13 protein-coding genes are annotated in these 19,039 nt (G+C 70.2%); all 13 read right to left on the bottom strand.

All coding sequences use genetic code 11. From position 1 onward, the window contains the following. Positions 1–83: 83 nt before the first annotated feature. Entirely contained in the window at positions 84–1,178 is a 1,095-nt protein-coding gene (locus tag ACLWS4_RS25770; protein WP_074001356.1) for an ABC transporter ATP-binding protein, read from the bottom strand. Further along, on the bottom strand, positions 1,168–2,220 hold the full coding sequence (locus ACLWS4_RS25765; protein ID WP_074001355.1) for an ABC transporter ATP-binding protein: 1,053 nt from the start codon (positions 2,218–2,220) through the stop codon (positions 1,168–1,170). The genes ACLWS4_RS25770 and ACLWS4_RS25765 overlap by 11 nt, the downstream gene beginning before the upstream one ends. A gap of 16 nt (positions 2,221–2,236) precedes the next feature. Next, positions 2,237–3,151, bottom strand: a complete 915-nt coding sequence (locus ACLWS4_RS25760) for an ABC transporter permease (protein WP_117491938.1) — start codon at positions 3,149–3,151, stop codon at positions 2,237–2,239. Between the two features lie 76 nt (positions 3,152–3,227). Next, the gene (locus tag ACLWS4_RS25755; RefSeq protein ID WP_049654864.1) at positions 3,228–4,154 is read right to left on the bottom strand and encodes an ABC transporter permease; all 927 of its coding nucleotides are present in this window, start codon (positions 4,152–4,154) and stop codon (positions 3,228–3,230) included. 115 nt (positions 4,155–4,269) lie between these two features. Continuing rightward, a complete protein-coding gene (locus tag ACLWS4_RS25750; RefSeq protein WP_049654867.1) occupies positions 4,270–5,895 on the bottom strand; it encodes a peptide ABC transporter substrate-binding protein in 1,626 nt (541 codons plus the stop codon). Positions 5,896–6,098: 203 nt separating this feature from the next. Beyond that, positions 6,099–7,115, bottom strand: coding sequence for an ABC transporter ATP-binding protein (locus tag ACLWS4_RS25745; protein ID WP_074001353.1), 1,017 nt, complete (start codon positions 7,113–7,115; stop codon positions 6,099–6,101). Continuing rightward, positions 7,108–8,157: an ABC transporter ATP-binding protein gene (locus ACLWS4_RS25740; RefSeq protein WP_074001352.1), complete on the bottom strand. Its 1,050-nt coding sequence runs from the start codon at positions 8,155–8,157 to the stop codon at positions 7,108–7,110. The genes ACLWS4_RS25745 and ACLWS4_RS25740 overlap by 8 nt, the downstream gene beginning before the upstream one ends. Positions 8,158–8,177: 20 nt before the next feature. Beyond that, on the bottom strand, positions 8,178–9,119 hold the full coding sequence (locus ACLWS4_RS25735) for an ABC transporter permease (RefSeq protein ID WP_375874152.1): 942 nt from the start codon (positions 9,117–9,119) through the stop codon (positions 8,178–8,180). Continuing rightward, positions 9,112–10,038: an ABC transporter permease gene (locus ACLWS4_RS25730; RefSeq protein ID WP_074001350.1), complete on the bottom strand. Its 927-nt coding sequence runs from the start codon at positions 10,036–10,038 to the stop codon at positions 9,112–9,114. Before ACLWS4_RS25730 ends, ACLWS4_RS25735 begins: the two co-directional genes overlap by 8 nt. A gap of 140 nt (positions 10,039–10,178) precedes the next feature. Continuing rightward, complete coding sequence (locus ACLWS4_RS25725) at positions 10,179–11,822, bottom strand: peptide ABC transporter substrate-binding protein (RefSeq protein WP_416875321.1); 1,644 nt, start codon at positions 11,820–11,822, stop codon at positions 10,179–10,181. A gap of 431 nt (positions 11,823–12,253) precedes the next feature. Then, positions 12,254–14,158 (bottom strand): translational GTPase TypA, encoded by a 1,905-nt coding sequence (gene typA, locus ACLWS4_RS25720; protein ID WP_049654883.1) that lies wholly within the window; start codon positions 14,156–14,158, stop codon positions 12,254–12,256. Positions 14,159–14,511: 353 nt separating this feature from the next. Next, on the bottom strand, positions 14,512–16,323 hold the full coding sequence (locus tag ACLWS4_RS25715; RefSeq protein ID WP_416875320.1) for an ABC transporter family substrate-binding protein: 1,812 nt from the start codon (positions 16,321–16,323) through the stop codon (positions 14,512–14,514). A 93-nt stretch (positions 16,324–16,416) separates the two neighbouring features. Then, positions 16,417–19,017 carry a SpoIIE family protein phosphatase gene (locus ACLWS4_RS25710; RefSeq protein ID WP_375874154.1) on the bottom strand — a complete coding sequence of 867 codons (2,601 nt, stop codon included), beginning with the start codon at positions 19,015–19,017 and terminating at the stop codon, positions 16,417–16,419. Between the last annotated feature and the right edge of the window lie 22 nt (positions 19,018–19,039).

The following is a 19,039-nucleotide window of genomic DNA, read 5'->3' as shown; positions in this document are numbered from 1 at the left end:
GCGAGCCCGCGGCAGATCTCTTTTCCGTCACGGGAAAGGGCGCGCCCCCACCTGCGAGGACGCGCCCTGGTAAGGGGGCGGTGTCAGCCGGACTCCCGCTCGACGCCCCGCTCCGCGGCGAAGTGGCACGCCGAGTCGTGCCGCGCCGCGTCGCCAAGCCAGGACGGCGCGACCAGCAGCGGCTCCTCGACCTCGCACCGCTGCTGCGCCTTCCAGCAGCGGGTGCGGAAGCGGCAGCCGGACGGCGGGTTGGCCGGCGAGGGCACGTCGCCGGTGAGCACGATCCGGTCCCGCGTCTCGCGCGCCGTCGGGTCCGGCACCGGCACCGCCGAGAGCAGTGCCTGGGTGTACGGGTGGGTCGCGTGGTCGTAGATCTCCGCGTCGCTGCCGATCTCGACCATCTTCCCCAGGTACATCACCCCGACCCGGTCGGAGATGTGCCGGACGATGGAGAGGTCGTGCGCGATGAACATGTACGACAGGTTGAAGTCGCCCTGCAGCTGCTCCAGCAGGTTGATCACCTGCGCCTGCACCGAGACGTCCAGCGCGGAGACCGGCTCGTCGCAGATGATGACCTCCGGCTTGAGCGCCAACCCCCGGGCGATGCCGATGCGTTGGCGCTGCCCGCCGGAGAACTGGTGCGGGTAGCGGTTGATGTACTCGGGGTTGAGCCCGACCACGTCCAGCAGGTCCTGGACGGCCTTGCGGCGGTCCCCCTTGGGCGCCACCTCGGGGTGGATCTCGAACGGTTCGCCGATGATGTCGCCGACCGTCATGCGCGGGTTGAGCGAGGTGTACGGGTCCTGGAACACCATCTGGATGTTCCGCCGGACGGCCTTCAGCCCCGCCCCGGAGAGCCGGGAGATCTCCTCCCCCTTGTAGCGGACCGATCCCGAGGTGGCCGGCTCCAGGTTCATCAGCACCTTGGCCAGCGTGGACTTCCCGCAGCCGGACTCGCCGACGATGCCGAGCGTCTCACCGTGCATCAGGTCGAAGGTGACCCCGTCGACCGCCTTCACCGCCCCGACCTGCCGCCGGAGGATGATGCCCTTGGTGAGCGGGAAGTGCTTGACCAGGTCCCGGACTTCGAGGATCGGCTCGCCGCGCGGCACCTCCCGCGCGAGGGCGACCTCCTCCGGCACCACCGCGCCCAGTGCGCTGGACCCGTTAACGGTCATGGAGGGTCTCCTTCCAGAAGAAGCAGGCGCTGCCGCGCCCCTCCAACGGCGTCCCGTCCTCCTCGGCGACCGGGAACAGCTCCGGCACCTCGGCCCGGCAGACGTCCTGGGCGCGCGGGCAGCGCGGGTTGAAGGCGCAGCCCGGGGGGATGCGCAGCAGGTTGGGCGGCAGGCCCTTGATCGCGTAGAGCTCCTGGCCCTTCTGGTCGAGCCGGGGGATCGAGTCCAGCAGGCCCCGGGTGTACGGGTGCGCGGGCCGGGCGTACAGCTCGTGCACCGGGGCGGTCTCCACGATCCGGCCCGCGTACATCACCGCGATCTTGTCCGCGACGTCGGCGACCACACCGAGGTCGTGGGTGATCAGGATCAGGCCCATGTTGTACTCGGCCTGCAGCTCGGCGAGCAGGTCCATCACCTGCGCCTGTACCGTCACGTCCAGCGCCGTGGTCGGCTCGTCCGCGATGATCAGGTCCGGCTCCAGCGCCAGCGCCATCGCGATCATGATCCGCTGCCGCATGCCCCCGGAGAACTGGTGCGGATAGTCGTTCACCCGCTCCTTGGCGGCCGGGATGCGCACCCGGTCCATCAGCTCGACGGCCTTGTCCCGCGCCTCCTTGCGGGACACCCCCCGGTGCGCCCGGAACATCTCGCCGAGCTGGTAGCCCACGCTGAGCACCGGGTTCAGCGCGGACAGCGCGTCCTGGAAGATCATCGCGATCTTCTGACCGCGGATCCGCCGCCGCTCCTCCTTGCCCATCCTGAGCATGTCCTGGCCCCGGTAGAGGATCTCGCCGCGCGGGATCCGGGCCGGCGGCATGTCCAGGATGCCCATGACCGCCTGCGCCGTCACCGACTTGCCCGAGCCGGACTCCCCCAGCACCGCCAGCGTCTCCCCCGCCGCGACGGAGTAGCTCACCCCGTTCACCGCCTTGGCGACCCCGTCCCGGGTGGCGAACTCGACGTGCAGGTCCCGGACGTCGAGCAGCGGCCCCTGGTACGGCGCCTTCCGCTCGTGCCCGGTGGTGTCCACCGCTGTACTCACGATGCGCTCCCCTCGCTCAGCGAAGCTTCGGATCGAGGGCGTCGCGCACCGCGTCGCCCAGCATGATGAAGGCCAGCACGGTGATCGAGAGCGCCGCGGCCGGGAAGAACAGCACGTACGGCGCCGTCCGGATCACCTTCTGGGCGGAGGAGATGTCGATGCCCCAGGAGATGGTCGGGTCCTGAAGACCGATGCCGAGGAAGCTCAGCGTCGCCTCGGTGGCGATGTAGCCGCCGAGCGCGATCGTCGCCACCACGATCACCGGGGCGATCGCGTTCGGCAGGATGTGCCGGAACATCAGCCGGCCCGTCCCGGCGCCGAGCGCCCGGCCGGCCACCACGTAGTCGGCCTGCTTGACGGTCAGCACCGCCCCGCGCATCACGCGGGCGATCTGGGTCCAGCCGAGCACGCCCAGCGCGATGACCACGCTCCACACCGTGCGGGTGGCGAAGGCGTTCAGCAGCACCAGCGCGCCGAGCAGCAGCGGGATGCCGAAGAAGATGTCGGTGATCCGGGAGAGCAGCGCGTCGACCCAGCCGCCGAAGAAGCCGGCCACCATCCCGGTCAGCCCGCCGAGCAGGGTGACGGCGGCGGTCACGAAGATGCCGACGGTGATCGAGGCGCGGGCGCCGTACACCACCCGGGCGTAGATGGACCGGCCCTGGGCGTCGTACCCGAACCAGCCGGCCCCGAAGACGTCGCCCCAGTTCGGCCGCCTGAGGTAGTCGTTCACCAGGTCGGCCTTGCGCGGGTCCGCGGAGGTGAACGCCCAGGGGAAGATCGCCATCACCACCAGCAGCACGATCAGCACCGCCGAGATCAGGAAGATCGGCCGCCGGCGCAGGTCCCGCCAGGCGTCGGCCCACAGGCTGCGGGCCTCCTCCCGCTTCACCACGTCCGGTTCGACTAACGTCTCCTGCTCGACCGCCATGCCCTGCTCGCCCGCGTAGTCGAGGCGCGAGACCCCGGGCTTGGGGTGCGGCTCGTACGAGTCCTCGTCGTGGATGTCAGGCATAGCGGATCCTCGGGTCCAGGACCGCGTAGAGCAGGTCGACGAGCAGGCTGGCGACCAGGTAGATGATCACCAGGACGGTCACGATGCCGACCACGGTGGGGCCCTCCTTCTGGTTGACCGCCCGGTACAGGACGTTGCCGATGCCCTGCACGTTGAAGACGCCCTCGGTGACGATCGCCCCGCCCATCAGCGCGCCGAGGTCGGTGCCGAGGAAGGTGATCACCGGGATCAGCGAGTTGCGCAGCAGGTGGCGGGAGATGATGGTGCGCCGGGGCAGGCCCTTGGCGACCGCGGTGCGCATGTAGTCGGCCCGCAGGTTCTCGCCGATCGACGTCCGGGTGAGCCGGGCCACGTACGCGAGCGAGAGCGAGCCCAGGACGACGGCCGGCAGCACCAGTTGGGTCAGGTCGTAGCTGTCCTGCACCGTCGGGGTGACCCAGCCCAGGTTGGTGGCGAACACCGTCTGGGCGATGTAGGCCAGCACGAAGACCGGGATCGAGATCACCACCAGGGTGAAGACCAGCACCAGGGTGTCCGCGACGCTGCCGCGCCGCAGGCCGGAGACCAGGCCGAGGGCCAGGCCCGCGATCATCTCGAAGACGAAGGCCATCAGGGCGAGCCGGATGGTGACCGGGAAGGCGTCCGCCATGATGTCGGTGACCGGACGGCCGGTGAAGCTGGTGCCGAAGTCCCCCTGGAAGAGGTTCCCCATGTAGTGCAGGTACTGCTTCCAGAGCGGCTGGTCCAGGTAGTACGTGTGCTTGATGCTGGCGACCACGGCCGGGTCGGCGGCCTTCTCCCCGAACAGCGCCGCCACCGGGTCGCCGGGCAGCGTGTAGACCATCAGGAAGATCAGCAGCGTGGTGCCGAAGAACACCGGGATCATCTGCAGCACCCGACGCAGCACGTAACTGCCCATCCGAGCCTCCTTCCTAGGTGTCCGACTGGGTGCCCGGCCGACCGGACCGGTCGGCCGAGAGACCGCGCCCCGCCCTCCGTGCGGGGAGGGCGGGGCCGGCGCGAGGGCTCGGGGCTCAGCCCTTGACCTCGACCTGGGTCCAGGCCGGGTTGCCGAAGGAGTCGAACTTCACGTTCTGCACCTTGGTCGAGTAGCCCGAGTTGGTGCGGTAGTACCAGAGCGGGATGGCGGGCATCCCGCTCGGCAGCACGGCCTCGGCCTGCTGGTAGCCGGTCACCGTGTCGGCGACGCTGGCGGCCTCGTCGGCCCTGGTGGCCGCGTCGTCGAACTGCGGGTTGCTGTAGCCGAAGTCGTTGGACGCGGCACCGGTGCGGTAGACGTCGGCCAGGAAGTTGGCGTTCAGCGGGTAGTCCTGCACCCAGCCGGTGCGGAAGGCGCCGTTGAGGGTGTGCCCGGTGATCGCGGCCCGCGCGGTCTTGAAGTCGGGCTTCGGGTCGCCCAGGCAGTCGACGCCGGTGTTCTGCCGGATCGAGTTGCAGACCGCGTCGACCCACTCCTTGTGGCCGCCGTCCGCGTTGTAGGTGATCAGCAGCTTGTTGCCGGGGACGCCGCCGCCCTCCTGGATCAGCTGCTTGGCCTTGGCCGCGTCGAACGTGCAGAACTCGCCGCAGGCGCCGTCCTTGTAGCCCTCGACGCCCTCGGCCACCCAGGCGGTGGCGGGCTTGCGGGAGCCCTGGAGCACCGTCTTGGTGATGGTGGCGCGGTCGATCGCCATCGACAGGCCCTGGCGCACCTTCGCCTTGTCCGGCGACGCCCAGTCGGCCTGGTAGAGCGTGAAGCCGATGTTCTGGATGGCGCCCTGCGGCGCGTCCACCGCCCGGTCCCCGAGGTCGCTCTTGTAGGTGGCCAGCGCGGACGGCGGCACCTGGTCCATCACGTCCAGGTTGTTGGACTGGAGGTCCGCGTAGGCGGCCTCGGACGTGGTGTACATCTTGAAGACGATGCCGCCGTTCTTCGGCTTGTCCACGCCCTGGTAGTCCGGGAAGGACTTGGTCACCACGTTGTTGTTGTGCGACCAGCTGACGAACTGGTACGGGCCGTTGCCCACCGGCTTCTGCCCGTACCCGGCCGGGTCCTTGAAGAAGCCCTCGGGCAGCGGCGAGAAGGCGATGTAGCCGAGCTTGTACTCGAAGTACGAGACCTTGTGGCTCAGCTTGACGGTGAAGTGCAGCTCGTCGGTGACGGTCAGCCCGGACATCTTGTCCGCGGTGGGCTGGCCGGAGGTCGGGTGGACGTCCTGGTAGCCCTCGATGTCGGAGAACCAGGAGCTGTTGATCTGGTTGTTGGCCGGGCTGGCGCCCCAGTTCCAGGCGTCGACGAAGTTCTGGGCGTGCACCGGGGTGCCGTCGTGGAACTTCCAGCCGTCCTTCAGCGTGATGTCGAAGGTCTGCGAGTCACTGGTGTCGATCTTGTCGGCGACCTGCATCCGGATCTTGGCGTTGCTCGGGTCGTAGTCGACCAGCCCCTTGAAGAGGTTCTGGATGATGCGACCGCCGCCGACCTCGTTCGCGTTGGCCGGCTGCAACGGGTTCTGCGGCTCGTTGCTCTGGTAGCTGAAGGACTTGCCGGCGTCCGACGAACCGCTGCCCCCTCCGCCGCTACTGCTGCTGCAGCCGGTGGCCACCAGGGCCACGGAGGTCGCAACGGCGAGGACCCAACGAGCACGGGCGGCTACGGGCATGGAGGTCCCTCCTCAGGGTGTGTTTCGCATCACACCCCATGAGAAGCGCGCCCCGGCGACGGCGCGCGTCAGGTGCACCCGGACGGGTGCGGTGACCCCCTGCCGAGTTGACGCGGCGCCGGACGACGCGGCGTGGGACCGGCGGAACGCGGGAAGGGCCCGCGGCGCGAACGCCACGGGCCCTTCCTGCGACTACCGGGGGATCAGGCCGCGGCCTGCTCCCGGACCTCAGGGAAGTGGCAGGCCGACTCGTGGGCGGCCGCGCCCTCCAGCAGCGAGGGGACCGCGAGCAGCGGGACCTCCTCGGAGCACCGCTCCTCCGCCTTCCAGCAGCGGGTGCGGAAGCGGCAGCCGGACGGCGGGTTGGCCGGCGAGGGGATGTCCCCGGTGAGGATGATCCGCTCGCGGGACTCGCGCGCCGTCGGGTCCGGCACCGGCACTGCGGAGAGCAGCGCCTGGGTGTACGGGTGGGTGGCGTTCTCGTAGATCTCCTCGTCCGAGCCGATCTCGACCATCTTGCCCAGGTACATCACGCCGACGCGGTCGGAGATGTGCCGGACGATGGAGAGGTCGTGCGCGATGAACATGTAGGAGAGGCCGAACTCGCCCTGCAGCTGCTCCAGCAGGTTGATCACCTGCGCCTGGACGGACACGTCCAGCGCGGAGACCGGCTCGTCGCAGATGATGATCTCGGGCTTGAGCGCGAGGCCGCGGGCGATGCCGATGCGCTGGCGCTGGCCGCCGGAGAACTGGTGCGGGTACCGGTTGATGTACTCCGGGTTCAGACCCACGACGTCCAGCAGGTCCTGGACGGCCTTGCGGCGGTCGCCCTTGGGCGCCACCTCGGGGTGGATCTCGAACGGCTCGCCGATGATGTCGCCGACCGTCATGCGCGGGTTGAGCGAGGTGTAGGGGTCCTGGAACACCATCTGGATGTTCCGGCGGACGGCCTTCAGGGCGGCGCCCTGCAGGGTGGAGATGTCCTCGCCCTTGAACAGCACCTGGCCGGAGGTGGCCCGCTCCAGGTTCATCAGCACCTTGGCCAGCGTGGACTTGCCACAGCCGGACTCGCCGACGATCCCGAGCGTCTCGCCCTTCTTCAGCTCGAAGGAGATGCCGTCGACCGCCTTGACCGCGCCGACCTGCTTCTTGAAGAGGATGCCCTGGGTCAGCGGGTAGTGCTTGACCAGGTCCTTGACCTCCAGGATGTTCTCAGCCATGGAGGGTCTCCTTCCAGAGGTGGCACGCGCTGCGGCGGCCGGTGAGCTCCTTGCCGTCCTTGTCCGTGACGTGGTGCAGCGCCGGGATCTCGGTGCGGCACAGGTCGGTGGCGACGTCGCAGCGGGGGTTGAACGCGCAGCCGGTCGGAACCTTCAGCAGGTTCGGGGGCAGGCCCTTGATCGCGTACAGCTCCTGGCCCTTCTGGTCCAGGCGCGGGATGGAGCGGAGCAGGCCCTTGGTGTACGGGTGCGCGGGGTTCGCGTACAGCTCGTGCACCGGGGCGGTCTCCACGATCCGGCCCGCGTACATCACGGCGATCTTGTCCGCGACGTCGGCGACCACGCCGAGGTCGTGGGTGATCAGGATCAGGCCCATGTTGTACTCGGCCTGCAGCTCGGCGAGCAGGTCCATCACCTGGGCCTGGACGGTCACGTCCAGGGCGGTGGTGGGCTCGTCCGCGATGATCAGGTCGGGCTGGAGCGACAGCGCCATCGCGATCATGATGCGCTGGCGCATGCCGCCGGAGAACTGGTGCGGGTAGTCGTTCACCCGCTCCCGGGCGGCGGGGATGCGCACCCGGTCCATCAGCTCGATGGCCTTCTCCTTCGCCTCCTTGCGGGAGGCGCCCTGGTGCACGCGGAACATCTCGCCGAGCTGGTAGCCGACGGAGAGCACCGGGTTCAGCGCGGACAGCGCGTCCTGGAAGATCATCGCGATCTTCCGGCCGCGGATCCGGCGCCGCTCCTCGTTGCTCATCGTGAGCATGTCCTTGCCGCGGTACAGGATCTGGCCCTGGGTCACCTTGCCCGGGGGCATGTCCAGGATGCCCATGATGGTCTGCGCCGTCACGGACTTGCCGGAGCCGGACTCGCCGAGCACGGCGAGCGTCTCGCCGGCCGCGACGGAGTAGTTGACGCCGTTCACGGCCTTGGCGACACCGTCCCGGGTGTGGAACTCCACATGGAGGTCCTTCACCTCGAGAAGAGGAGTGCCAACTTCGAGACGGTCGTTCTTCTGGTCGTTCTCGATCACGGTGGTCATCGGGGTCGTCACCTCTTCTCTCAGCGGAGCTTCGGGTCGAGGGCGTCGCGCACCGCGTCGCCGAGCATGATGAACGCGAGCACGGTAAGGCTCAGCATTCCGGCGGGGAAGAACAGGGCGAACGGAGCCGTACGGATCACCTTCTGGGCCGAGTTGATGTCGATGCCCCAGGAGATGGTCGGGTCCTGAAGACCGATGCCGAGGAAGCTCAGCGTCGCCTCGGTGGCGATGTAGCCGCCGAGCGCGATGGTCGCGACGACGATCACCGGGGCGACCGCGTTCGGCAGGATGTGCTTGAACATGATCCGCCAGGTGCCGGCGCCGAGCGCCTTGGCGGCCGTCACGAAGTCGGCCTGCTTGACCGTGATCACCGAGCCGCGCATGACACGGGTCATCTGGGTCCAACCCAGGGCGACCAGCGCGAAGACCACGCTCCACACGGTGCGCGAGGTGAAGGCGTTCAGGACCACCAGCGAGCCGAGCAGCAGCGGGATGCCGAAGAAGATGTCGGTGACGCGGGAGATGATCGTGTCGACCCAGCCGCCGAAGTAGCCGGCCACCATGCCGGCCAGGCCGCCGAGGATGGTCACACCCAGGGTGACGCAGATGCCGACGATGATCGAGGCGCGGGCGCCGTAGACGACGCGGGCGTAGATGCTGCGGCCCTGGAGGTCGTAGCCGAACCAGTCCGCCTGGAACAGGTGGCCGTAGTTCGGCTTCGTCAGGTAGTGGTTGCGCAGGTCGCCGGCCCGCGGGTCCACCGAGGTGAACAGACCGGGGGCGATCGCGATGACGATCAGCAGCAGGATCAGCACGGCGGAGATCACGAAGATCGGCTTGCGCCGCAGGTCGTGCCACGCGTCGGAGCCGAGGCTGCGGGGCTTCTCGGGCTTGGCGGCCGCGGTGGCGGCGCGCTGCGCCGGGATGTCCCCGGCGGTCTTCTTCTCGGTCAGGTCAGGCATAACGGATCCTCGGGTCCAGGACCGCGTAAAGCAGGTCGACGAGCAGGCCGGCGGCCAGGTAGACGATCACCAGGAAGGCGACGAAGCCGGAGACCGTCGCGCCCTCCTTCATGTTGATCGCTTGGAAGAGCGCGTGGCCCACACCCTGGACGTTGAAGATGCCCTCGGTGACGATCGCCCCGCCCATCAGCGCACCGAGGTCGGTGCCGAGGAAGGTGACCACCGGGATCAGCGAGTTGCGCAGCAGGTGGGTACCGATCACCTTGCGCCGCGGCAGGCCCTTGGCCACCGCGGTGCGGACGTAGTCCGCCTTGATGTTCTCGGCGATGGAGGTACGGGTGAGGCGCGCGACGTAGGCCAGCGAGAGCGAGCCGAGCACCACGGCCGGCAGCACCAGCTGGGTGATGTCGTTGCTGTCCTGGACCGTCGGGGTGACCCACTTCAGGTTCTGCCCGAAGACCGTCTGGAAGATGAAGCCGAGCACCGGGACCGGGATCGAGATCAGCAGCAGGGTCATGACCAGGGCGCCCTTGTCGAAGAGCTTGCCGCGGCGCAGACCGGCGTACAGGCCGATCCCGATGCCGAGCACGATCTCGATGAGGAACGCGAACAGCGCCAGCCGGACCGTGACCGGCAGCGCCTCGGTGATCTTGTCGATGACCGGACGCTGGTCCAGGCCGATGCCGAAGTCACCGGTGAACAGCTTCCCCATGTAGCTGAGGTACTGCTGCAGCAGCGGCTTGTCGAAGCCCTGCTGGTGCCTCAGGGCGGCAACCTGCACCGGGTCCGGCGCCTTGTCGCCCCACAACGCTGCGACCGGGTCACCGGGCAGCAAGTGCACCATGAAAAAGATGAGTGCGGTCGTTCCGAGGAACACCGGGATCATCTGGAGCAGTCGCCTTGCGACAAAGCGCCCCATCGTGCCTCCATGTATGACTCTGCCGGGCCCGTCAACCCGGCAAGAGATAAGTCGGCGTGCCAACGGCCGGTGCCAGTCCTCGCCCTTGTGGGGATGGACGGGCACCGGCCGTTGTCACCGGGTCAGGCGGTGCCGACCGATTACTTCTTCTTCTTGACCTCGACGTCGGTGTAGACCGGGTCGCCGAAGGAGTTGAACTTCACGTTCTGGACGTTCTTGGAGTAGCCGGAGCTGGTCTTGTAGTACCAGAGCGGGATGGCCGGCATGTCCTTGGCCAGAACGGCCTCGGCCTGCTGGTAGAGCTCCGCGGTCTTCTCGACCGTGGTGGCGGCGTCCGCCTCCTTCGACAGCTTGTCGAACTCCGGGCTGGAGTAGCTGCCGTCGTTGGCCGCGGCACCGGTGCCGTAGACGTCGCGCAGGAAGTTGGCGTTCAGCGGGTAGTCCTGCACCCAGCCGGTACGCATCATGCTCTGGACCTGCTTGTTGGTGACCAGGTCACGCGAGGTCTTGAAGTCCGGCTTCGGGTCACCGAGGCACTCGACGCCGACCGACTGGCGGATCGAGTTGCAGACCGCGTCCACCCACTCCTTGTGGCTGCCGTCGGAGTTGTACAGGATGGTGATCTTGCCGCCGGGAACGCCGCCGCCCTCGGCGATGAGCTGCTTGGCCTTCTCCGGGTTGAACTTGCAGGCGTCGCCGCAGGTGCCGGCCTTGTAGCCCATGACGCCGGGCGCCACGAACGAGTCGGCGGGGATGCGGTTGCCGTTCAGCACGGTCTTGGTGATGGTGTCGCGGTCGATCGCCATCGAGAGGCCCTGACGGACCTTCTCCTTGCCCTGCGCGTTCCAGTCGCCCTGGTACAGCGCGAAGGAGATGTTCTGGATGGCGCCCTGCGGCTGGTCGACCGCGCGCTTGCCCAGGTCGTCCTTGTACTTCGGCAGGTCGGTCGAGTCGACCTGGTCCAGGACGTCCAGGGTGTCGGACATCAGGTCCTTGTACGCGGCCTCACCGGCGGTGTAGTTCCGGAAGACGACGCCGCCGTTCTTCGGCTTGTCGATGCCCGTGTACTTGTCGTAGGCGGCCAGCGTGATGGCCTTGTTGTGCTCCCACGAGACGAACTTGTAGGGGCCGTTGCCGACCGGCTTCTGGCCGTAGCCGGCCGGGTCGGTGAAGAAGCCCTCGGGCAGCGGGAAGAAGGCCGAGTAGCCGAGCTTGTACGTGAAGTACGAGACCGGGGTGGACAGTTCGATCGTGAAGTGGGTGTCGTCGACGACCTTCAGACCGGACATCTCGGTGGCCGTCGGGTCACCCTTGTCCTTGTCCGGGTGGACCGCGTCGTAGCCGACGATGTCGGAGAACCAGTCCGAGTTGATCTGGTTGTTCTTCGGGTTGGCCGACCAGTTCCAGGAGCTCACGAAGGACTTGGCGGTGACCGGGGTGCCGTCGTGGAAGGTCCAACCGGACTTCAGCGTGACGGTGTAGTTCTTGGCGTCGGTGGTCTCGATCTTGTCGGCCACCTGGTTGCGCAGCGCACCGGTCGCGGGGTCGTAGTCGACGAGGCCCTTGAAGAGCTGCTTGACGATACGGCCGCCCTGGTTCTCCATGGCGTTGGCCGGCTGGAGCGGGCGCTGCGGCTCCGCGCTCTGGTAGCTGAAGCTGGCGCCCGGGTCGACCGCAGCGCTGTCGGAGCTGCCCCCGGAGGAGTCGCTGCTGCTGCACGCAGTCGCAGCGAGGGCGACAGCAACAGCTGCGACAACCCACTTGGCCTGGCTCGCACCGCGCATCGGTGTGCCTCCTGAATTCGACGTTGCAACGAGGAGGGCACTGCGGAACGGTTCCCACCGGACCCGCTGTGCCGTCCGCGCTCGTGGTTTCGGCGCGCACCCCTGCGCGTTCACCCTTGACCCGAGCCTGACTGCACCCACTATCCGTCACGCACGGACACGAAAGTGACCAGTGACGATCTCAATTAGGTCACATGAACAGTCGGTAAGTTTCGAAAACCGGACATTTGAGACATAGCCAGACAGGCACCAAACGGACAGTCGTCACGGATGACGAACTGTCACGTCCGCTCAGCGGACACCTGGGTGTGATGAGCGCTATTCCGTGAATAGCGGCCCCGACAACTTGGAGTAGTTGAAAAAGTTCGCCCCCCTCTCCATGGGAAAGGGGGGCGAATCATTCCGGCCAATGGCCGTTCAGTGCGTCCGGATCACGCCTTCTTGGCGCGCGAGGCGGTGCGACCGCGGTCCTTCTGGTCGAGGACGACCTTACGGATGCGAACCGTCTCCGGGGTCACCTCGATGCACTCGTCCTCGCGGCAGAACTCCAGCGACTGCTCCAGCGAGAGCTTGCGCGGCGGGACGATCGACTCGGCCACGTCGGCGTTCGCCGAGCGCATGTTGGTGAGCTTCTTCTCCTTGGTGATGTTCACGTCCATGTCGTCGGCACGCGAGTTCTCACCGACGATCATGCCCTCGTACACCTCGGTGCCCGGCTCGCAGAAGAGCACGCCGCGCTCCTGCAGGTTGGTCATCGCGAAGGCGGTGACCACACCGGCCCGGTCGGCGACCAGCGAACCGTTGTTGCGGGTGGTCAGGTTGCCGAACCACGGCTCGTGACCCTCGTGGATCGAGTGCGCGATGCCGGTGCCGCGGGTGTTGGTGAGGAACTCGGTACGGAAGCCGATCAGGCCGCGGGACGGCACGACGAACTCCATCCGGACCCAGCCCGAGCCGTGGTTGGACATGTTGTCCATCCGGCCCTTGCGGATGCCCATGAGCTGGGTGACGGCACCCATGTGCTCCTCGGGCACGTCCACCGTGAGGCGCTCGACGGGCTCGTGGGTCTTGCCGTTGACCTGCTTGGTGACCACCTGCGGCTTGCCGACGGTCAGCTCGAAGCCCTCGCGGCGCATGGTCTCGATCAGGATGGCCAGCGCCAGCTCACCGCGGCCCTGCACCTCCCAGGCGTCCGGACGCTCGGTGTCGAGCACGCGCAGCGAGACGTTACCGATCAGCTCGCGGTCCAGGCGGTCCTTCACCTGGCGGGCGGTGACCTTGCGGTCCACCTTGACGCCGGCCTTGGCGTCCGCGCCCTTGCCGCTGCCGCCACGGCCGACCAGCGGCGAGGTGTTGGTGCCGATGGTCATCGAGATGGCCGGCTCGTCCACCGTGATCAGCGGCAGCGCGATCGGGTTCTCCGGGTCGGCCAGGGTCTCGCCGATCATGATCTCGCCGATGCCGGCGACGGCGCAGATGTCACCGGGGCCGGCCACCTCGGCCGGCTTGCGGGTGAGCGCCTCGGTCATCAGCAGCTCGGAGATGCGGACGTTCTGGATCGAGCCGTCACGCTTGATCCAGGCCACGGTCTGGCCCTTGCGCAGCTCGCCCTGCTCGACGCGGAGCAGCGCGATGCGGCCGAGGAAGTTGTCGGCGTCCAGGTTGGTGACGTGGGCCTGGAGCGGGGCGTCCTCGTCGTAGCTGGGGGCCGGGACGTGCTCCAGCAGGGTGGAGAAGAAGGGCTCCAGGCTGGTGCTGTCGGCCGGGACGGTGCCGTTCTCCGGCTTGGTCAGCGAGGCGACGCCGTCACGGGCGCAGGCGTAGACGATCGGGAACTCGATCTGGTCCTCGTCCGCGTCCAGGTCCAGGAACAGGTCGTAGGTCTCGTTGATGACCTCGTCGATCCGGGAGTCCGGACGGTCGGTCTTGTTGATGCAGAGGATGACGGGCAGGCGGGCGGTGAGCGCCTTGCGGAGCACGAACCGGGTCTGCGGCAGCGGGCCTTCGGAGGCGTCGACCAGGAGGACGACCGCGTCCACCATCGACAGACCGCGCTCGACCTCGCCACCGAAGTCGGCGTGGCCCGGGGTGTCGATGATGTTGATGGTGATCGGCGCGCCACCATCCTTGGGGTGGTACTTGACCGCGGTGTTCTTCGCGAGAATGGTGATGCCCTTCTCGCGCTCCAGGTCGTTGGAGTCCATCATCCGGTCATCGAGCTGCTGGTGGGCTGCGAAGGCGCCGGCCTGCTTGAGCATGGCGTCGACCAGCGTGGTCTTGCCGTGGTCGACGTGGGCGACGATGGCGACGTTACGGATGTCGTTGCGCGTGGGCATGCCTAGCGGATTCTCCCGGAATCGTGGGTTACGGCGCCCGGCCGCGAGACGCGCACTTGCGGCCCTTTCGGCCGCTGCCACCCGTTCCGCCTGCTACTACCGGTCCACCCGCCGGGCATATCGACATGCCTCGGCTTCCTCCTATCGTACGGGGAAGCGCCCAGGTGAGCAGAAACGAGCAGGTCGCAGGGGATCAAGATCACAGGCGGATCACACGGCGGCCACCCGGCGACCGGGCTCCGGCCCCCTTCCGTTCGTGCTCCGACGGCCCGGCCCACGCCCCGGGCGGACGCCCCCGGAGCGGTCTCCGGGAGGCGTCCGCCGACGCCGTGCGCCGCCCCGCCGGGGAAGCCCTACCCGCCCCAGCCCACGTCCTGGAAGCGCGGCCACCCGAAGCCGTACGCGCCCGCGCCGACCACCCCGGTCCGGACCCCGACCAGCTCCGGCCGCTGGTAGAGCGGCACCGAGTGCCCGAGCTGCCAGATCCGTACGTCCGCCTCCTGGAGCAGGTCGAGCCGGGCCGCCGGGTCCGGTTCGGCGGCCGCCCGGTCGAACAGCCGGTCGATCTCCTCGGTGCCGCCGCGGCCGAAGTTGCCGCCCGGGTCCGGCACTCCGTCGGGGTCCGGCCGGGGCTTGGCGTAGGCGGGGCGCTGTTCGCTCGCCGGGCTGGGGCCGACCGGCCGGGAGAAGAGCGCGAGGTCGTAGTCCCCGGCCGCCAGGTGCTCCCCGACGAAGGACTCGGCGGACACGGGCACCTGTCGCACCGCGATCCCGGCGTCCCCGAGGCCGGCGGTGAGCGCGTCGGCGGTGCGCTTGGCGGTCGCCGAACCGGCCGGGAGCAGCAGCGAGAGGGAGAGCGGCTTGCCGCCCCTGCTCCGGACGCCCCCGCCGGTGGGCCGCATCCAGCCCGCCTCGTCCAGCAGCAGGCCCGGGTCCGCCTGGTCGACCGCGCCGCTGTTGTCCCGGTAGCCCTCCTGGTCGCCGGCGAGCAGGTGGCTGCCCAGCGGCGCGGCGGGCAGGCCGAGCGGGGTGAGCGCGGCGGCGGCGATCCGCTGCCGGTCGACGGCCCGGGTGAGGGCCCGGCGCACCAGCGGGTCGGTCAGCGGGGCGCGCTCGGCGTTGAGGGTGAGCTGGGTGAGCGAGGCCGCGGCGGCCCGGTGCACGGTGACGCCGGGCAGCGACTCGGCCCGCCGCAGCGCCAGCGCCGCCGACTCGGGCGCGGCCTCGGGCGGCGGCGCGACGGAGGGTGAGGCGGAGGCGGGAGCGGAGGAGGCATCGGCGGCCGGGGCCGGCACCGCCCGGTCCACCGCCGCGGTGAGCGGGGCGACGTCCAGCCGGTCCTGGTCCAGCGCGTCCAGCCGCTGCTCGGGCGGCGAGGCGAGGAAGTCGATCCGGTCGGCCTTCGCCGGCTCGCCCCACCAGAGCGGGTTGCGCACCACGGTGACCGTCCCGCCCTCGGCGTCGTACCGGGAGAGGGTGTACGGCCCGGCGCTCGGCCGGTCGCCGCCGGTCAGCGCCCGGTCGAAGTCGGCCGGGGTGGCCGTCTCGGCGGCCGGGTAGAGCGGCCCGAACAGCGAGCGCCACTCCGCGTACGGCCGCCGGAAGGTCACCCGCACCTCGTGCGGGTCGGCGCCCGGGGCGACCGACTCGACGGCGTCGTACCCGGCCGCCCGCCCGCCCCGGTACGCGGGGTCCAGGCCGGACAGCGCGGTCCGCTGGGCGTCGAGGTCGGCGGCCGAGACCGGGGTGCCGTCGCTCCAGACGGCGCGCGGGTTCAGCCGGTACGTCACCACCTGCGGCGACTGCCCGGGCGGGGTGGACTCGGCGCCCTCCAGGTAGTCCGGGTCGGGGGCGAGCCGGCCGTGCTCGTCGGGCCGGAACAGCGAGGGGTACAGCGCGTGGGCGAGCAGCGCCGAGTCGGCGGTCGCCGCGCCCTGGTAGACGTTCAGCGTGGCCGGGACGCGGTCGAGGGCCCAGCGCAGCGTGCCGCCGTCCCGGACGGCGGCGCGGTCGACCGGCCCGACGTCCCCGGTGGTGGCGGTGGGCTCGGCCGGGGCGGGCACGGCGGCGGGGGTGCGGGCGGGGCCCGGGTCGTCGGAGCAGCCGCCGAGACCGGCGGCGAGCAGCAGCGCGGCGGCTGCGGCGGTGAGCTGGCGGACGCGCATGGCGGCCATCGAACGCCGCCCCGGGCGCCCGGCCCGTGCCGACACGGCGGGCGGCCGGGCGACTGCACCCGTCCGGCCCACCGCTCCGGGCCGTTACAGCCCGAGCTCGAACCAGACGATCTTGCCCTTGGGCGTGCGCCGGCTGCCCCAGCGCTCGGCCAGCAGGCTGACCAGCTGCAGGCCGCGCCCGCCCTCGTCGGTCTCCTGCGCGCGCCGCTGCCGGGGCTGCGCGTAGCCGTCGTCCCAGACCTCGCAGACCAGGCCGCGCTCGCGCAGCAGCCGCAGCCGGATCTCGCCCCGCCCGTGCTTGAGCGCGTTGGTGACCAGCTCGCTGACCAGCAGCTCGGTGGTGTCGACCAGCTCGTCCAGCCCCCGGGCCAGCAGCCAGCTGCACGCCAGCTCGCGGGCCTTGGCCACCGAGGTGGGCTCGGGCGGCAGGAACCAGTTGCCGACGGCGTCCTCGGGGAAGGCGTGCACCTTGGCCATCAGCAGGGCGATGTCGTCCTCGCCGTGGTGCGGGTTGAGCTCGCCGAGCACGTGGTCGCAGAGGTCCTCCAGCCCCTTGCCCCCGTCGGAGAGCGCGGAGCGGAAGGCCCGCAGGCCCTCGTCCAGCTGGTGCTTGCGGCTCTCCACCAGGCCGTCGGTGTAGAGCGCGAGCACGGCGCCGTCCGGGAGGGTCAGCTCGACCTCCTCGAAGGGCTCGCCGCCGACGCCGAGCGGCAGGCCGGGCGGCACGTCGAGCATCCGGGAGCTCTCGCCGGGGCTGAGCAGGACGGGCGGCAGGTGGCCGGCGTTGGCGAAGACGCAGCGGCGGGTGACGGCGTCGTAGACCGCGTAGACGCAGGTCGCCAGGTAGACCTCGCGGGCCTCCTCGTCGGCCGTCGAGGTGAGCCGCCCGTACGGGGTGGGCGGGCCGGCCGGCACCGAGTCGTCGCCGAGGCCGCGGGCGATCTCGTCCAGGGCGCCGAGCACCTCGGCGGGGTCGAGGTCGAGCATCGCCAGGGTGCGGACGGCGGTGCGCAGCTGGCCCATCGCGACGGCGGCGCGCAGACCGCGGCCCATCACGTCGCCGATGACCAGCGCGGTGCGGTTGCCGGGCAGCGGGATGACGTCGAACCAGTCGCCGCCGACCTCGGTGTTGTTGTTGCTGGGCAGGTAGCGGCAGGCGATCTCCAGGCCGCTGGCGGCCGGGTTGCCCGGGGGCAGCAGGCTGCGCTGGAGGATCAGCGCCCGCTCGTGCTCGCGCCGGTAGAGCCGAGCGTTGTCGATGCAGACGGCGGCACGGGCGACCAGTTCCTCGGCGATCGCGACGTCGCGGGCGTCGAAGGGCTCGCTGCCGATCGCCCGGGAGAGCTGGACCAGGCCGAGCACCTGGTCACGGGCGACCAGCGGGACGATCAGGGTGGAGCGCAGCAGCGGGTCGCGCCCGGGCTCGGGGACGACGCTGCGGCCGGTGCGCAGCGCCCGGGCGTGCGGGGAGCGGCGCGGGTAGCAGAGGGTGCCGCCGGCCTCGGCGATCGGCAGGCCGGTGACCGAGCCGAGCACCGAGGAGGCGCCGCCGACCACGCTGGAGACGGCGACCCGGCGCAGTTCGCCGCTGCCGTCGGTGAGCACGGTGTCGCCGAGCCGGCCGGCGCTGGGCACGGTCTCGCCGGAGAGCAGCGCGGTGTAGAGGTCGACGGTCGCGAGGTCGCAGAACGGCGGGACGACGACGTCCAGCAGTTCCTTGGCGGTGGTCTCCAGGTCGAGCGTGGAGCCGATGTGCGCGCTGGCCTCGTTGAGCAGGGCCAGGTTGCGGCGCACCCCGTCGGCCTCGCGCTCGGCGACGTGCCGGCTGGTGACGTCGGAGACCTGCCCGGCGACGCCCATGGTCTGCCCGGCGGAGCCGTTCAGGCGGTACAGCGAGACGGCCCAGAGCCGGTTGCCCTCGCGGGTCGGGACGGCGCCGTGGAAGCGCAGGTCGAAGACGGGCTCGCCGGTGGCCACGACCTTGCGCAGGGCGGCGGTGAGCCGGTCCGCCTCGGACGGCGGGAAGAGGTCGTGCGGGGTGAGGCCCTCCAGGTCGGTGGGGACCAGTCCCATCCCGGAGGCGAAGGCGTCGTTGACCCGCTGCAGCCGCAGCCGGTCGTCGAACAGCACGAAGCCGGTGGGCGTCTGCCCGAAGACGGCCTCGGAGGCGGCCAGGTCGGTCTCGATCCGGCGCAGCCGCCCGAGGTCGACGGCCAGGCAGGTGGCGCCCGCGGTGGGCAGGGCGCTGTCGGGCATCAGGTAGAGCTCGGCGAGGCCCTCGCCGCCGTCGGCGTCCCGGTACGGGGTGGTGCCGACCCACTCCTCGCCCGCCAGGGTGCGCTCCAGCCGGGCCCGGCCGCGCTGCCAGAGCTCGCGGGGGACGAAGGTGGTGACCGGGTCGGCGCCGACGGCCTCGGCGGCCGGGATGCCGAAGAACTCGGCGGCGCGCTCGCTCCACTGGCTGATCCGCCCGTCGGGGCCGATCGCGAAGGTGGCGACCCGGATGTAGTCGTAGATCGAGCCGGGGTCGCCGGCGCCCCAGGCGCGATCCTCGGCGACGGGGTGGTGGCCGCGCCCGGCGACCGCGCCGTCCGGTACGGACAGGTGCGCGGAACCGGCCTGCCCGGGTACAGCGGCATGACCGCTGCTGCTCGGCGACACGCTCCGCGCCGGAGTGCTGTTCAACGGACCGACCCCTCCAACCCGC

Origin of the sequence: Kitasatospora sp. SC0581, assembly GCF_048159585.1 — a bacterium.
Lineage (GTDB): Bacteria > Actinomycetota > Actinomycetes > Streptomycetales > Streptomycetaceae > Kitasatospora.
This window is presented reverse-complemented; position numbering and strand designations above follow the sequence as displayed.

Coding starts and splice junctions, on each gene's coding strand:
- ACLWS4_RS25770 (WP_074001356.1), bottom strand. CDS start 1,178: ATGACCGTTAACGGGTCCAGCGCACTGGGCGCGGTGGTGCCGGAGGAG.
- ACLWS4_RS25730 (WP_074001350.1), bottom strand. CDS start 10,038: ATGGGGCGCTTTGTCGCAAGGCGACTGCTCCAGATGATCCCGGTGTTC.
- ACLWS4_RS25760 (WP_117491938.1), bottom strand. CDS start 3,151: ATGGCGGTCGAGCAGGAGACGTTAGTCGAACCGGACGTGGTGAAGCGG.
- ACLWS4_RS25725 (WP_416875321.1), bottom strand. CDS start 11,822: ATGCGCGGTGCGAGCCAGGCCAAGTGGGTTGTCGCAGCTGTTGCTGTC.
- ACLWS4_RS25745 (WP_074001353.1), bottom strand. CDS start 7,115: ATGGCTGAGAACATCCTGGAGGTCAAGGACCTGGTCAAGCACTACCCG.
- ACLWS4_RS25755 (WP_049654864.1), bottom strand. CDS start 4,154: ATGGGCAGTTACGTGCTGCGTCGGGTGCTGCAGATGATCCCGGTGTTC.
- ACLWS4_RS25750 (WP_049654867.1), bottom strand. CDS start 5,895: ATGCCCGTAGCCGCCCGTGCTCGTTGGGTCCTCGCCGTTGCGACCTCC.
- typA (WP_049654883.1), bottom strand. CDS start 14,158: ATGCCCACGCGCAACGACATCCGTAACGTCGCCATCGTCGCCCACGTC.
- ACLWS4_RS25715 (WP_416875320.1), bottom strand. CDS start 16,323: ATGCGCGTCCGCCAGCTCACCGCCGCAGCCGCCGCGCTGCTGCTCGCC.
- ACLWS4_RS25740 (WP_074001352.1), bottom strand. CDS start 8,157: ATGACCACCGTGATCGAGAACGACCAGAAGAACGACCGTCTCGAAGTT.
- ACLWS4_RS25735 (WP_375874152.1), bottom strand. CDS start 9,119: ATGCCTGACCTGACCGAGAAGAAGACCGCCGGGGACATCCCGGCGCAG.